The sequence below is a fragment of the Streptomyces sp. NPDC046831 genome, assembly GCF_040645305.1.
GTDB lineage: Bacteria > Actinomycetota > Actinomycetes > Streptomycetales > Streptomycetaceae > Streptomyces.
The window spans coordinates 17,549-29,696 of the sequence record NZ_JBEYXZ010000054.1 but is presented as its reverse complement, the minus strand read 5'-3'; the positions used below and the strand labels follow the sequence as shown (position 1 = coordinate 29,696).

Genomic DNA, 12,148 nt, shown 5'->3' with positions numbered 1-12,148 from the left:
GGTACTGCAGGGGGGACCCTGTGGGAGAGTAGGACGCCGCCGAACAAATTGTGGGAAGGCCCCGCACCGTATGGTGCGGGGCCTTCTGCATTTCCAGGACCTTTTTGGAGCCGGCCTCGCCTCTCGCGTGACCGGCTTCCCCATGGGTGACCCCCTCAGAGCCGGCCGGCTGCCTTCAGCGCCAGGTAGGCGTCCGCCAGTGCCGGTGCCAGGTCCTCCGGTGTCGCGTCGACCACGGTGACGCCCTGGCGGCGCAGTCGGTCCGCGGTGCGATCGCGTTCCGTCCGGGCCCGGGCGGCGGCAGCGGCCTCGTACACCGCGTCGACGCTTCCACGGGCCGCGGCCATGCGGGCGATGTGCGGATCCGCCACCGAGGCCACGAGTACGGTGTGGCGCTGTGTGAGCTGGGGGAGTACGGGCAGCAGGCCCTCCTCCACGGGGGCCGCGTCCAGGCTCGTCAGCAGGACGATCAGGGAACGGCGCGGGGCCGTGTGCAGTGCCGTGGCCGTGAGCCCTCGGGCGTCCGTCTCGAGCAGCTCGGGTTCCAGCGTCGCCATGGCGTTGACCAGGGCGGGCAGGACGTCGCCCGCCGCGCGGCCCTGGACGAGGGCGCGTGTGCGGCGGTCGTAGGCGAGCAGGTCGACACGGTCGCCGGCGCGGGCGGCGAGCGCGGCCAGCAGCAGGGCGGCGTCCATCGCGGCGTCCAGACGCGGGGCGTCGCCGACTCGGCCCGCCGAGGTGCGGCCGGTGTCCAGGATCAGCAGGATGTGGCGGTCACGCTCCGGACGCCAGGTGCGGACGGCGACCGAGGACTGGCGGGCGGTGGCACGCCAGTCGATGGAGCGGGTGTCGTCGCCGGGGACGTACTCGCGCAGGCTGTCGAACTCCGTGCCTTCGCCCCGGGTCAACACGCTCGTGCGGCCGTCCAGCTCGCGCAGCCGTGCGAGTTTCGAGGGCAGGTGCTTGCGGCTGGTGAACGGGGGCAGGACGCGGACGGTCCACGGCACCTGGTGGGTGCCCTGCCGGGCGTACAGGCCGAGGGGGCCGTAGGAGCGGATCGTCACGCGGTCCGCCCGGCGGTCGCCGCGGCGGGTGGGGCGCAGGCGAGTGGTCACGCGGCGGCGTTCGCCCGCCGGGACGGTGAGGCGGTGGCGGGACGCCTCCGTCTCCGTGCCGGGCTGCCAGCTGCTCGGCGGCCAGGCGTCCCGGAGCCGGGCGCGCAGCGGACGGCGGGACGGGTTGGTGACCGTGAGGGTCACGTCGGCTCTCTCGCCGAGGCGTACGGAGGTGTCGCCGGAGCGGGTCAGGCCGAGGCGGCGCACCGGTGCGGCGAGCGCACAGTCGCAGGCGCAGGCCACGGCCAGGGGTACGTTCACGGCGAGGATGTCCGTCCAGCCGGCGTCCCAGATGCCGACGGGGAGGGAGCCCAGGGCCGCGAGGAGCGCGGCGCGTCCGGTGAGTGCCATCAGCGGGGGACGGGGACGTGGGCGAGGACGGCGTTGATGACGGAGTCGGCCGTGACGCCTTCCATCTCGGCCTCCGGGCGCAGTTGCACGCGGTGGCGCAGGGTGGGCAGCGCCAGCGCCTTCACGTCGTCGGGGATGACGTAGTCGCGGCCGGTCAGCCAGGCCCAGGCGCGGGCGGTGGACAGCAGGGCCGTGGCGCCGCGCGGGGACACGCCGAGGGTGAGGGAGGGCGACTCGCGGGTGGCCCGGCAGATGTCGACGACGTAGGCGGTGATCTCGGGGGAGACCGTCGTCTTGGCGATCGCGGCGCGGGCGGCGTCCAGGTCGGCGGGGCCCGCGACGGGGCGTACGCCGGCGGCGCGCAGGTCGCGCGGGTTGAAGCCCTCGGCGTGCCGGGTGAGGACGCCGATCTCGTCCTCGCGGGAGGGCAGGGGGATCGTCAGCTTCAGCAGGAAGCGGTCCAGCTGGGCCTCGGGGAGGGGGTAGGTGCCCTCGTACTCGACGGGGTTCTGGGTGGCGACGACGAGGAAGGGCTCGGGGAGCGGGCGCGGGGTGCCGTCGACCGTGACCTGCCGCTCCTCCATTGCCTCCAGCAGCGACGACTGCGTCTTCGGCGGGGTGCGGTTGATCTCGTCGGCGAGGAGGAGGTTGGTGAAGACGGGGCCGGGCTGGAAGGAGAACTCCGCGGTGCGGGCGTCGTAGACGAGGGAGCCGGTGACGTCGCTCGGCATGAGGTCGGGGGTGAACTGGACGCGCTTGGTGCCGACGTCGAGTGCGGCGGCCAGGGTGCGGACGAGCAGTGTCTTGGCGACTCCGGGGACGCCTTCGAGGAGGACGTGTCCGCGGCACAGCAGCGCGACGACGAGGCCGGTCACGGCGGGATCCTGGCCGACCACGGCCTTGGCGATCTCGGCGCGCAGGGCCTCCAGGGAGGACCGGGCGCTGCTCGGGTCCCCGGCGTGCCCGGCGTTGTCAGTGGTCGGGTCCGTCATGAACGGCGTACCTCTCTTTCGAGGGCGTCGAGTCGGTCGGCGAGGGAGACGAGGGCCGCGTCGTCGCCGGGCGGCGGGCCGAAGAGGAGGGTGTCCAGGGCCGGGCTGTCGCCGTGGAGGTGGGCGGACAGTGCGGGGAGCAGGGCCTCGGGCGTGTGGGCCTGGGCCGGGGGGAGGCCCACGAGGGGGGCGATGCGGGTGCGGGTGGTGGAGCGCAGGGCGGTGGCGGCGCGGTCGCGGGCGCCGGCCTTGCGGTAGAGGCGGGCGCGGCCTTCGACGGTCTCGGAGGCGCGGATCGCGACGGGGAGTTGCTCGGGCACGAGGGGGCCGAGCCGGCGGGCGCGCCAGACGGCGGCGAGACCGGCTGCGATGAAGAGCTGCAGTGTGCCCCACAGCCAGCCCGAGGGGAGCAGGTCGAAGAAGTCGCTGCGGCCGTCGTCCCGCGCCCTGCCGGTGCCGTCGCCGCCCGTGCCGGAGTCGTCGGACAGCGAGGGGAGGTACCAGACCAGGTGGGGGCGGGAGCCGAGGAGCTGCAGGGCGAGTGAGGCGTTGCCCTGCTCGTCGAGGCGGTCGTTGTAGAGGATGTCGGGCGCGCCGAGGACGACGGTGTCGCCGCCGCTCTGGGGGAGGCGCAGCAGGGTGGGCAGGCCGTCGCTGGGGTAGCAGGCGTCGGCGTCGCCGGCGGTGGTGGAGTAGCGGATGCCGCCGGTGTCCGCGCGGCCGGCGCGCCGGGCCTCGGGCAGGGAGCAGCGGGGGCGCAGGGTGGAGTCGAAGCTGACCACGGGGTCGGCCGTGACGCCGGGGGCGAGGGTGCCGACGGAAGGGGAGTCGGGGGCGACGAGGACGGTGCGGCCGCCGGAGTGGGAGGTCGCCGCGTGCAGCAGGGCCTGCCGGCGGTCCGTCAGGAGGTCGGGGACGGCGACCAGCAGGGTCGTGTCGGGGCCGGCCGCGGCGCGTGCCTGGTCGAGGCTGGTCACCACGCGGGTGGACACGCCCTGGTCGGAGAGGAGCGCGGCGACGGCGCGGCTGCCGTAGGGGTCGGCGGAGCGGGGGTCGAGGCGGCCGTGCTGGGAGCCGGAGCGCAGGACGGCGATCGCCACCGCGGCCGCGAGGAGGAGCACCAGCGCGGCCAGGACGCCCCGGGTGCGGGTCCACACCTGGCGGGCGGTGGGCGCGACGGAGGTGGGGGGAGGTGGGGCCTCGGTGGTCATTCGGCGGCTCCCTCGGTGGCGTGGGGGGCCGTGCCGTGGCCGTGGCCGGCGAGCTGGGGCCTGGTGTGTTCCAGGTCGCGGTCGAGGGCGGCGAGGCGGCGGTAGGACTCTTCGGTCGCCGTGCGCCCGCCGTAGGTGACGTCGTCGAAGTCCCGGGCGGCGGTGCGCAGCCGGTCCGTGTGCGCGGGCAGGGTGCGCCCGGCTTCGGCGGCGGCCTCGTCGGCGGTGCGGCCGGGGCGGGTGTCGAGGAGGGTGCGCTCCTCCAGGGAGCGGACGATGGCGCGCATCCGCTCCTGGACGGCCTGGCTCCAGTGGCCCTGGGCGGCGTGCGCCTCGGCCGCGGCGCGGTGCTCGGCGGCGCTGCGGGGACGGTCGTCGAACAGGGCGGGGGCGGAGACGGGCTCGCGGCGCGGGGTGCCCAGGCGCCACCACAGGGCGCCGAGCACCGCGAGGACGGCCACGATGACGACGACGAGGCCGGCGGTTCCGCCGGGTGTCGCGGCCGAGGCGGAGTCGAGCAGTCTGCCGATCCAGTCCCAGACGGCGTCGAGGGTCCGTCGCACCACGCCGGGATCGTTCTCGTGGTACATGCGCTTGGACAGCTCGCGCCGGGCCGCCTCCCGCGCGGGGTCGCGCGGAGTGGTGACCGGCGGTTCGTCGCCGGAGCGCGCGGCCGCCAGGGCGGCGGCCGCGCCGTGGGCCCGCAGCAGCGCGCCCTGCACGGCCGCCTCCGCCGTGGGCGGCAGCGCCGTGAGGATTCCCCCCGTCCAGCTCACCGCATCAGCTCCCCGGGGCGACGGTGCCGGGGCCGGGGCCCTGGACGCCGGCCGCGCGGGCCAGTTCCAGGTCGAGGCCCTCGCGCCGGATGCGCTGGTCGATGTAGAGGAGCACGGTGACGCCCGCCGAGATCGGGAAGGTGATCGTGGAGGCGATGACCGAGCCGATCCCGCTGACGACGAGGTAGGTCCAGCCGAACTCGGCGCTTCCGTCGACGAAGTCGCCCAGGCCGACGCCGCTGGAGGCGGCGGCGACCAGGGAGAAGGGGATCACGATGATCGCCGAGACGACGATCGTGATGAGCCCGGCCAGCAGTTCGATGCCGAGGACGCGCCACCAGGAGCCGCGGACCAGTTTCACCGAGCGGCTCAGCGCCTTCCTGATGCCCTGCTTCTCCAGCATGAGGGCCGGCGAGGCGAGGGAGAGGCGGATCCCCAGCCACAGGGCGACCACGAGACCGCCCAGGGCGCCGAGCGCGGCGAGCGCGACGCCGGCGGCGACCTCTCCCGAGGCGGCCACGAGGATGCCGGGGAGCGCGCCGACGGCGGTCACACCGACGCCGATGAGCACGAGCAGGAAGATCAGGCCGAACAGCCCGGTCATCTGAGGACGGGCGTCGCGCCAGGCCTCGCCGAGGGTGACCGGCCGGCCGAGCACCGCGCGGCTGGTGACGGTCGTCAGCAGGGCGGTGGCGGCGACCGCGCCGATCAGGGAGATGAGGGAGACGACCCCGGAGCCGGCCAGGGACTCGGCCATGGCGCGGCCGACCTCGCCGGGGGTGGCGTTCGGGTCGCCGAGGTCCTGGGTGCGGAGGTTGTCGAGGGCGAGGCCCTGGACCAGGATGACGGCGATCTCGGTGACGACCGCGACGACCAGGGAGATGCCTAGGACGGTGCGCCAGTAGGTGCGCATGGTCGAGACGGCGCCGTCGAGTATCTCGCCCAGGCCGAGCGGGCGCAGCGGGATGACGCCGGGTTTGGCCGCGGGCGGCGGGCCGCCCCAGCCGCCACCCCAGGTGCCGTACCCGGGGTGCCCGTAGCCGCCCGCGGGAGCGCCGTGGCCGCCGTGGCCACCGGGTGCGCCGTAGCCGCCGTATCCGCCGTGGCCGGGGGGCGGGGCGCCCCAGCCGGCGCCGGGCGGCGGGGGCGGCGGGGCCTGGCCGGGGGCCGGCGGGCCGGCGGGTGCGGACCACTGGCCGGCCGGCGGCTGTTCCTTGGACCACTTCACGCCGTTGCCCTGCGGCTGCGCGTCCTGCTCGTCCGCCGGCCGCCCGGAGCCGTCGGCGGATCCGGACGCGCCGGGCTGCGGCCCGTCGGACGGGGCGGATCCGGGCGAGGCCCAGCCCGGAGTGTCGTTCATCGTCGCTCCTTCACGGTGCCCGTCCGCGGTCGCGGCGGCAGGTTGGCAGCCATCGTGCCATGGGGTTGTCTTCGAGCAACCGGCAGCGGTGGGGGCGGTGCACCTTCTATTGTCCGCGGGTTACGGGGCAGACTGATCGCATGGCTGATCAGTACGCGCAGACCCGCGAGGACAACCGGCCGGCCGGGACACCGGTGATCCGCTGGGAGGAGCCGCCCGAGGGCCCGGTCATCGTGCTCCTGGACCAGACGAGGCTTCCCGCCGAGGAGGTCGAGCTGGTGTGCACGGACGCGCCCGCCCTGGTGGAGGCGATCCGGTCGCTCGCCGTCCGCGGGGCCCCGCTGCTCGGCATCGCGGGGGCGTACGGTGTCGCGCTCGCCGCCGTGCGCGGCTTCGACGTGGACGACGCCGCGCGGGCGCTGGCCGGTGCCCGGCCCACCGCGGTCAACCTGTCGGTCGGCGTGCGCAGGGCGCAGTCCGCCTACCGTGCGGCGCTGGAGAAGACCGGCGAGCCGCGGCACGCCGCCTCGGCGGCGCTGGCCGCGGCGCGGCAGCTGCACCAGGAGGACGCCCGGGCCAGCGCGCGGATGGCGGAGCACGGGCTGGCGCTGCTGAACGAGCTGCTGCCCGGTGGCGGGCACCGCATCCTCACCCACTGCAACTCCGGTTCGCTGGTGTCGGGCGGGGAGGGGACGGCGTTCGCGGTGGCGCTGGCGGCGCACCGTGCGGGTGAGCTGAGGCGGCTGTGGGTGGACGAGACCCGGCCGCTGCTGCAGGGCGCCCGTCTGACCGCGTACGAGGCGGCGCGCAACGACATGGCGTACACCCTGCTCACGGACAACGCGGCCGGTTCCCTGTTCGCGGCCGGTGAGGTGGACGCGGTGCTGGTCGGCGCGGACCGGATCGCCGCCGACGGGTCGGTGGCGAACAAGGTGGGGTCGTATCCGCTCGCGGTGCTCGCGCGCTACCACCACGTGCCGTTCGTCGTGGTGGCGCCCGTGACGTCGGTGGACCTCGATACCCCGGACGGCACGGCCATCGAGGTCGAGGAGCGTCCCGGGTACGAGGTGACGGAGATCCTCGCCCCGCAGGTGCCGGTCACGGGTGCGGCAGGCGGCATCCCGCTGGCGCCGCTGGGGACGCAGGCGTACAACCCGGCGTTCGACGTGACGCCGCCGGAGCTGGTCACGGCGATCGTCACCGAGGAGGGCGTGGTGTCGCCGGTGACCGCCGAGGGCCTGGCCGAGCTCACCGCGAGGTCGCGGCACACGGCCTCCGAGTAGCGCCCGGACTCGTAGCGGAGCCCGCCCCGCCCGTGCCGCCGGCGGGGGGCGCGCGTCGCCGCGCGGGCTCCGGTCGGCCCCGTGCTCCGGCCCGGCGTGGCCGGATCGTGACGGGCCGGTCGGGCCTTCGACGCGTCCCTGACAGCCTCGGCCCGGGGCACCGGGGCAGACAGCAGTGGTCCCGTACGACTATCGTCACAGCTCAGTGACGTGCCTCACCAGTGCCTTCGCAGCTGTTACGAGAATGGGATGATGTCGTTTATGAAGGGACGAGTCCTTGTCGTCGACGACGACACCGCACTGGCCGAGATGCTCGGCATCGTGCTGCGTGGTGAAGGTTTTGAGCCGTCTTTCGTTGCCGACGGAGACAAGGCGCTTGCCGCCTTCCGGGAGACCAAGCCCGATCTGGTGCTGCTGGATCTGATGCTGCCCGGCCGTGACGGCATCGAGGTGTGCCGTCTGATCCGGGCGGAGTCCGGGGTGCCGATCGTGATGCTGACGGCCAAGAGCGACACCGTCGACGTCGTCGTGGGCCTGGAGTCCGGCGCCGACGACTACATAGTGAAGCCGTTCAAGCCGAAGGAGCTCGTCGCCCGCATCAGGGCGCGGCTTCGCCGCTCGGAGGAGCCCGCGCCCGAGCAGCTCGCCATCGGCGACCTCGTCATCGACGTGGCCGGCCACTCCGTGAAGCGGGACGGGCAGTCGATCGCGCTGACCCCGCTGGAGTTCGACCTGCTGGTGGCGCTGGCCCGCAAGCCGTGGCAGGTGTTCACCCGCGAGGTGCTGCTGGAGCAGGTCTGGGGCTACCGCCACGCGGCCGACACGCGGCTGGTCAACGTGCACGTCCAGCGGCTGCGCTCCAAGGTCGAGAAGGACCCGGAGAAGCCCGAGATCGTGGTGACCGTCCGTGGGGTCGGTTACAAGGCAGGACCGAGCTGACGTGCCCGTGGACAGTGCCGCTTCGGCGCCCCGGGGCACCGGAGCCGGCGCGGGACGGCCTGTCACCGTCAGGACCGCGCGGGCGCGCTGGCGACGACTGCTGGAGGGCGGGCTGAACGGCGGTGTGCAGGGCAGTCCGGTCCTGCGTCTGCTCATGCGCTGGGTGCGCCGGCCGCTGCTGCCCGTCATGCGGCTGTGGCGGCGCAACATCCAGCTCAAGGTCGTCGCCACCACGCTGCTGATGTCGCTGGGCGTGGTGCTGCTGCTCGGCTTCGTCGTCATCGGGCAGGTGCGCAACGGACTGCTCGACGCGAAGGTGAAGGCGTCGCAGAGCCAGGCGACCGGCGGCTTCGCGGTGGCCAAGCAGAAGGCGGACGAGGCGGCGAGCGGCACCGGCGAGGAGGGCGCCCCGGCCGACGGCCGGCCCTCGCCGAACGTCATCGAGTGGATGAGCGCCCTCGTGTCGTCGCTCTCCAGCGGTGGCCAGGGCGCCTTCGACGTCGTCACGCTCCCGGCGGGCGACGACAGCGGCGGCGGGCGCGGCCCGCGTGCCTCCGGCGGGGTCGACCCGACGCAGAGCGTGCCGGAGGAGCTGCGCGCGCGGATCGACAGAAGCTCGGTGGCGGCCCAGAGCTACACCCGGATCGTCTACAAGGACACCGGCAAGGGTCCGCAGCCCGCGCTCGTCATCGGCAAGCGGGTCAACGACCCCAACGGCGACCCGTACCAGCTGTACTACCTCTTCCCGCTCACCCAGGAGCAGAAGTCCCTGAGCCTGGTCAAGGGGACGCTGGCGACGGCCGGCCTGTTCGTCGTGGTGCTCCTCGGGGCCATCGCGTGGCTCGTGGTCCGGCAGGTCGTCACCCCCGTGCGGATGGCGGCCGGGATCGCCGAACGGCTGTCGGCCGGGCGGCTGCAGGAGCGGATGAAGGTCACCGGCGAGGACGACATCGCGCGGCTCGGCCTGGCCTTCAACAAGATGGCGCAGAACCTGCAGCTGAAGATCAACCAGCTGGAGGACCTGTCGCGGATGCAGCGCCGGTTCGTCTCCGACGTCTCGCACGAGCTGCGAACGCCGCTGACGACCGTGCGGATGGCCGCGGACGTCATCCACGAGGCCCGGGCGGACTTCGACCCGGTGACCGCGCGCTCGGCGGAACTCCTCGCCGACCAGCTCGACCGGTTCGAGTCGCTGCTCGCGGACCTGCTGGAGATCAGCCGCTTCGACGCGGGCGCGGCGGCGCTGGAGGCCGAGCCGATCGACCTCAGGGAGGTCGTCCGCCGGGTCGTCAGCGGCGCCGAGCCGCTCGCGGAGCGCAAGGGCACCCGCATCCGCGTGCTCGGCGACCAGCAGCCCGTGGTGGCGGAGGCCGACGCGCGGCGCGTGGAGCGCGTGCTGCGCAACCTCGTCGTCAACGCCGTGGAGCACGGCGAGGGCAAGGACGTCGTCGTGAGGCTCGCCGCGGCCGGCGGTGCCGTCGCGGTCGCGGTCCGCGACTACGGCGTCGGGCTCAAGCCGGGCGAGGCGACCCGGGTGTTCAGCCGCTTCTGGCGGGCGGACCCGGCCCGTGCGCGCACCACCGGCGGTACGGGGCTCGGGCTGTCCATCGCCCTGGAGGACGCGCGGCTGCACGGCGGCTGGCTGCAGGCCTGGGGTGAGCCCGGCGGCGGCTCGCAGTTCCGGCTCACCCTGCCGAGGACGGCGGACGAGCCGCTGCGCGGTTCGCCGATACCCCTGGAGCCGAAGGACTCGCGGCGCAACCGCGGACTCGACGGGTCCGGCTCGCCGCGCGGCGGCGAGAAGCGCGCGACCGTGCCCGCGCAGGCGACCGGCGAGCGGGCGGTGATGCCGCCGCGGCTGGCCGCGGCGGCGGTGACCCCGGTGGCCGACCCGACGGCGCTGCCCGGCAACGGCGCGCGCGTGGTCCCCCGGCCCGCCTCGGGCCGGCGGCAGCAGGACCGCGCGCCCGGCGCGCAGCCGGCGGACCCGGGAGACGACAGCGACGACAGCGCGGACCGTACGGACCCGGAGGGAGCCGGGTCACGGGAGGCGACGGAGCAAGGGGAGGCATTTCGTGGGCGCTGACCGCGAGGGGGGCGCGCGGCGGCGACCGGTTCGCGCGCTGACGTACGCCGTCTGCGGGACCGTCCTGCTGACGGGGTGCGCCTCGATGCCCGACAGCGGGGACCTGAGGGACGTGGAGTCCACGCCGCGGCAGGACACCGAGGTGCGCGTGTTCGCCATCCCGCCCCGGGACGACGCCCCGCCGGCGGAGATCGTGCAGGGCTTCCTGGAGGCGCTGACCAGCGACGATCCCACCTATGCGACCGCGCGCCAGTACCTGAGCGCGCCGGCCGCGCGGAAGTGGCGGCCGGAGCTGTCGACGACCGTGCTCGCCAACGGCCCGGCCATCCAGGTCGAACGCACGGGCGGCCGTGACACCACCGACGACTTCGCGTTCGCGCTGACCGGCAGCCGGGTCGCCACGGTGGACGCCCAGCAGTCGTACGCACCGGCCGACGGCCGCTACACCCAGCCCGTGCATCTCTCGCGGGACCCCAAGAGCGGGCAGTGGCGCATCGACGGGCTGCCCCAGGGCGTCGTGATGGGCGAGTCGGACTTCGAGCGCAACTACATGTCGGTCGACAAGTACTACTTCGCCTCGAATGCCTCGAACGCCTCGAACGCCTCGAACGCCTCGAACGCCTCGAACGCCTCGAATGCCTCGAACGCCTCGAACGCCTCGGCCGAGTCGGCGACGCGGCCGACGGCCGTCGCCGACCCCGTCTTCGTGCGCCGGCGCGTCGACGCGATGACGCAGGTGGTCCGCTCCCTGCTGAACGGGCCCACGGACTGGCTCGGGCCCGCGGTGCGGACCAGCTTCCCGCCCGGCGCGCAGCTGCGGAAGGGCGTCGTGTCGCTGGCGCCCGACGACCAGAACAAGCTGACCGTGCCGCTGAACGAGAAGGCCGGCCGGGTCGGCTCCGGGACCTGCTTCGAGATGGCGACGCAGCTGCTGTTCACACTGCGGAACCTGACGCCCACCGTGGACACCGTCGCGCTGCGGGGCGCCGACGGGTCGTCCCTGTGCTCGCTGAGCGAACGCCGGGCCGAGACGGTGGCCTCGCGCGGCTCGGTGAAGCGGTCCGAGTACCTCTACTTCGTCGACGACAAGCAGCGGCTCGTACGGATCGCCGGGGGCAGCGCGGGGACCAGCGCCGATCCGGTGCCGGGCGTGCTGGGCGAGGGCGGCCAGCGGCTCCGGTCGGCGGCGGTGTCGTGGGACGAGCACACCGCGGCGGGGGTCAGCGGGGACGGCAGGTCGCTGTACGTCGCGTCCCTGGTGCCGGGCGGTTCGCTGGGCACGCCCGTGCTCGTGAGCCGGGGCGGCACCGAGGGCGACCGGCTGACGACGCCGAGCTGGGACGCGCGCGGTGACCTGTGGGTGGCCGACCGCAATCCGGCCGCGGCGCGGCTGCTGGTGCTGGAGAAGGGCGCCGGCCGGCCGGTCCAGGTGCTGATCCCCGGGCTCGACGGGCGCGTCGACTCGGTGCGGGTGGCCGCGGACGGGGTGCGGATCGCGCTCGTGGTGGAGAAGGACGGCAGGCGGTCGCTGCTCATCGGCCGGATCCAGCGCAAGTCCGTCGGGACCGGGGAGCCGCCCGTGGTGTCGGTGCTCCAGCTGCGCAGCGCCGCTCCGGAGCTGGAGGACGTCACCGCCATGTCCTGGGCCGGGGACAGCCGGCTGGTGGTGGCCGGGCGTGAGCAGGAAGGCGTGCAGACGATGCGGTACGTCCAGGTCGACGGCTCCACACCGGAGGGCCCGGCGCCCGCCGCGCTCACGGGCGTCAAGTCGATCGCCGCGTCCGAGGACGACCGGCTGCCGCTGGTGGCGTACTCGGAGGACGGGATCGTCCGGCTGCCGTCGGGGGCGCAGTGGCAGAAGGTCGTCAAACTCGGGTCGGCTCCGGTCTATCCGGGGTGAGGCGCGCGGGTGTGCCCGCGTGCGCTCTTTCGTAGGGCGCGTGTCCGGGGTGGGCCGCGCGGGCACGGGGACGGCTCGGCGGCGGACGAGGACGGGTGACGCGGGCACGGGCAGGACTGGGCGGCGGCCGGGGCG

General features: G+C 74.7%; 9 protein-coding genes. 4 read left to right on the top strand and 5 right to left on the bottom strand.

The features are described from left to right. Nucleotides 1–155 precede the first annotated feature (155 nt). The 5 genes from ABZ920_RS29305 to ABZ920_RS29285 are packed head-to-tail and all read right to left on the bottom strand — an operon-like array spanning nt 156 to nt 5,805. On the bottom strand, nt 156–1,466 hold the full coding sequence (locus ABZ920_RS29305) for a DUF58 domain-containing protein (protein WP_361511456.1): 1,311 nt from the start codon (nt 1,464–1,466) through the stop codon (nt 156–158). Next, nucleotides 1,466–2,458 carry a MoxR family ATPase gene (locus ABZ920_RS29300; protein ID WP_361511453.1) on the bottom strand — a complete coding sequence of 331 codons (993 nt, stop codon included), beginning with the start codon at nt 2,456–2,458 and terminating at the stop codon, nt 1,466–1,468. Before ABZ920_RS29300 ends, ABZ920_RS29305 begins: the two co-directional genes overlap by 1 nt. Continuing rightward, complete coding sequence (locus tag ABZ920_RS29295) at nt 2,455–3,669, bottom strand: DUF4350 domain-containing protein (protein WP_361511451.1); 1,215 nt, start codon at nt 3,667–3,669, stop codon at nt 2,455–2,457. Before ABZ920_RS29295 ends, ABZ920_RS29300 begins: the two co-directional genes overlap by 4 nt. Next, nucleotides 3,666–4,445, bottom strand: a complete 780-nt coding sequence (locus ABZ920_RS29290; protein ID WP_361511448.1) for a DUF4129 domain-containing protein — start codon at nt 4,443–4,445, stop codon at nt 3,666–3,668. Before ABZ920_RS29290 ends, ABZ920_RS29295 begins: the two co-directional genes overlap by 4 nt. Nucleotides 4,446–4,449: 4 nt before the next feature. Continuing rightward, nucleotides 4,450–5,805, bottom strand: a complete 1,356-nt coding sequence (locus tag ABZ920_RS29285; protein WP_361511445.1) for a glycerophosphoryl diester phosphodiesterase membrane domain-containing protein — start codon at nt 5,803–5,805, stop codon at nt 4,450–4,452. A 140-nt stretch (nt 5,806–5,945) separates the two neighbouring features. Between ABZ920_RS29285 and mtnA the strand changes: the two genes are divergently transcribed. From mtnA to ABZ920_RS29265, 4 genes are all read left to right on the top strand, one after another. After that, nucleotides 5,946–7,088: an S-methyl-5-thioribose-1-phosphate isomerase gene (gene mtnA / locus ABZ920_RS29280; protein WP_361511442.1), complete on the top strand. Its 1,143-nt coding sequence runs from the start codon at nt 5,946–5,948 to the stop codon at nt 7,086–7,088. A gap of 249 nt (nt 7,089–7,337) precedes the next feature. After that, on the top strand, nt 7,338–8,027 hold the full coding sequence (gene mtrA, locus ABZ920_RS29275) for a two-component system response regulator MtrA (RefSeq protein ID WP_003975799.1): 690 nt from the start codon (nt 7,338–7,340) through the stop codon (nt 8,025–8,027). A gap of 1 nt (nt 8,028) precedes the next feature. After that, the gene (mtrB, locus tag ABZ920_RS29270) at nt 8,029–10,113 is read left to right on the top strand and encodes an MtrAB system histidine kinase MtrB (RefSeq protein WP_361511439.1); all 2,085 of its coding nucleotides are present in this window, start codon (nt 8,029–8,031) and stop codon (nt 10,111–10,113) included. Continuing rightward, on the top strand, nt 10,103–12,013 hold the full coding sequence (locus ABZ920_RS29265; RefSeq protein WP_361511435.1) for an LpqB family beta-propeller domain-containing protein: 1,911 nt from the start codon (nt 10,103–10,105) through the stop codon (nt 12,011–12,013). The genes mtrB and ABZ920_RS29265 overlap by 11 nt, the downstream gene beginning before the upstream one ends. Nucleotides 12,014–12,148: the final 135 nt, after the last annotated feature.

What these genes read in the sequence shown, in the direction of transcription:
- mtnA (WP_361511442.1), top strand. Translation starts at nt 5,946, where the DNA reads ATGGCTGATCAGTACGCGCAGACCCGCGAGGACAACCGGCCGGCCGGG.
- ABZ920_RS29300 (WP_361511453.1), bottom strand. Translation starts at nt 2,458, where the DNA reads ATGACGGACCCGACCACTGACAACGCCGGGCACGCCGGGGACCCGAGC.
- mtrA (WP_003975799.1), top strand. Translation starts at nt 7,338, where the DNA reads ATGATGTCGTTTATGAAGGGACGAGTCCTTGTCGTCGACGACGACACC.
- ABZ920_RS29305 (WP_361511456.1), bottom strand. Translation starts at nt 1,466, where the DNA reads ATGGCACTCACCGGACGCGCCGCGCTCCTCGCGGCCCTGGGCTCCCTC.
- ABZ920_RS29285 (WP_361511445.1), bottom strand. Translation starts at nt 5,805, where the DNA reads ATGAACGACACTCCGGGCTGGGCCTCGCCCGGATCCGCCCCGTCCGAC.
- ABZ920_RS29295 (WP_361511451.1), bottom strand. Translation starts at nt 3,669, where the DNA reads ATGACCACCGAGGCCCCACCTCCCCCCACCTCCGTCGCGCCCACCGCC.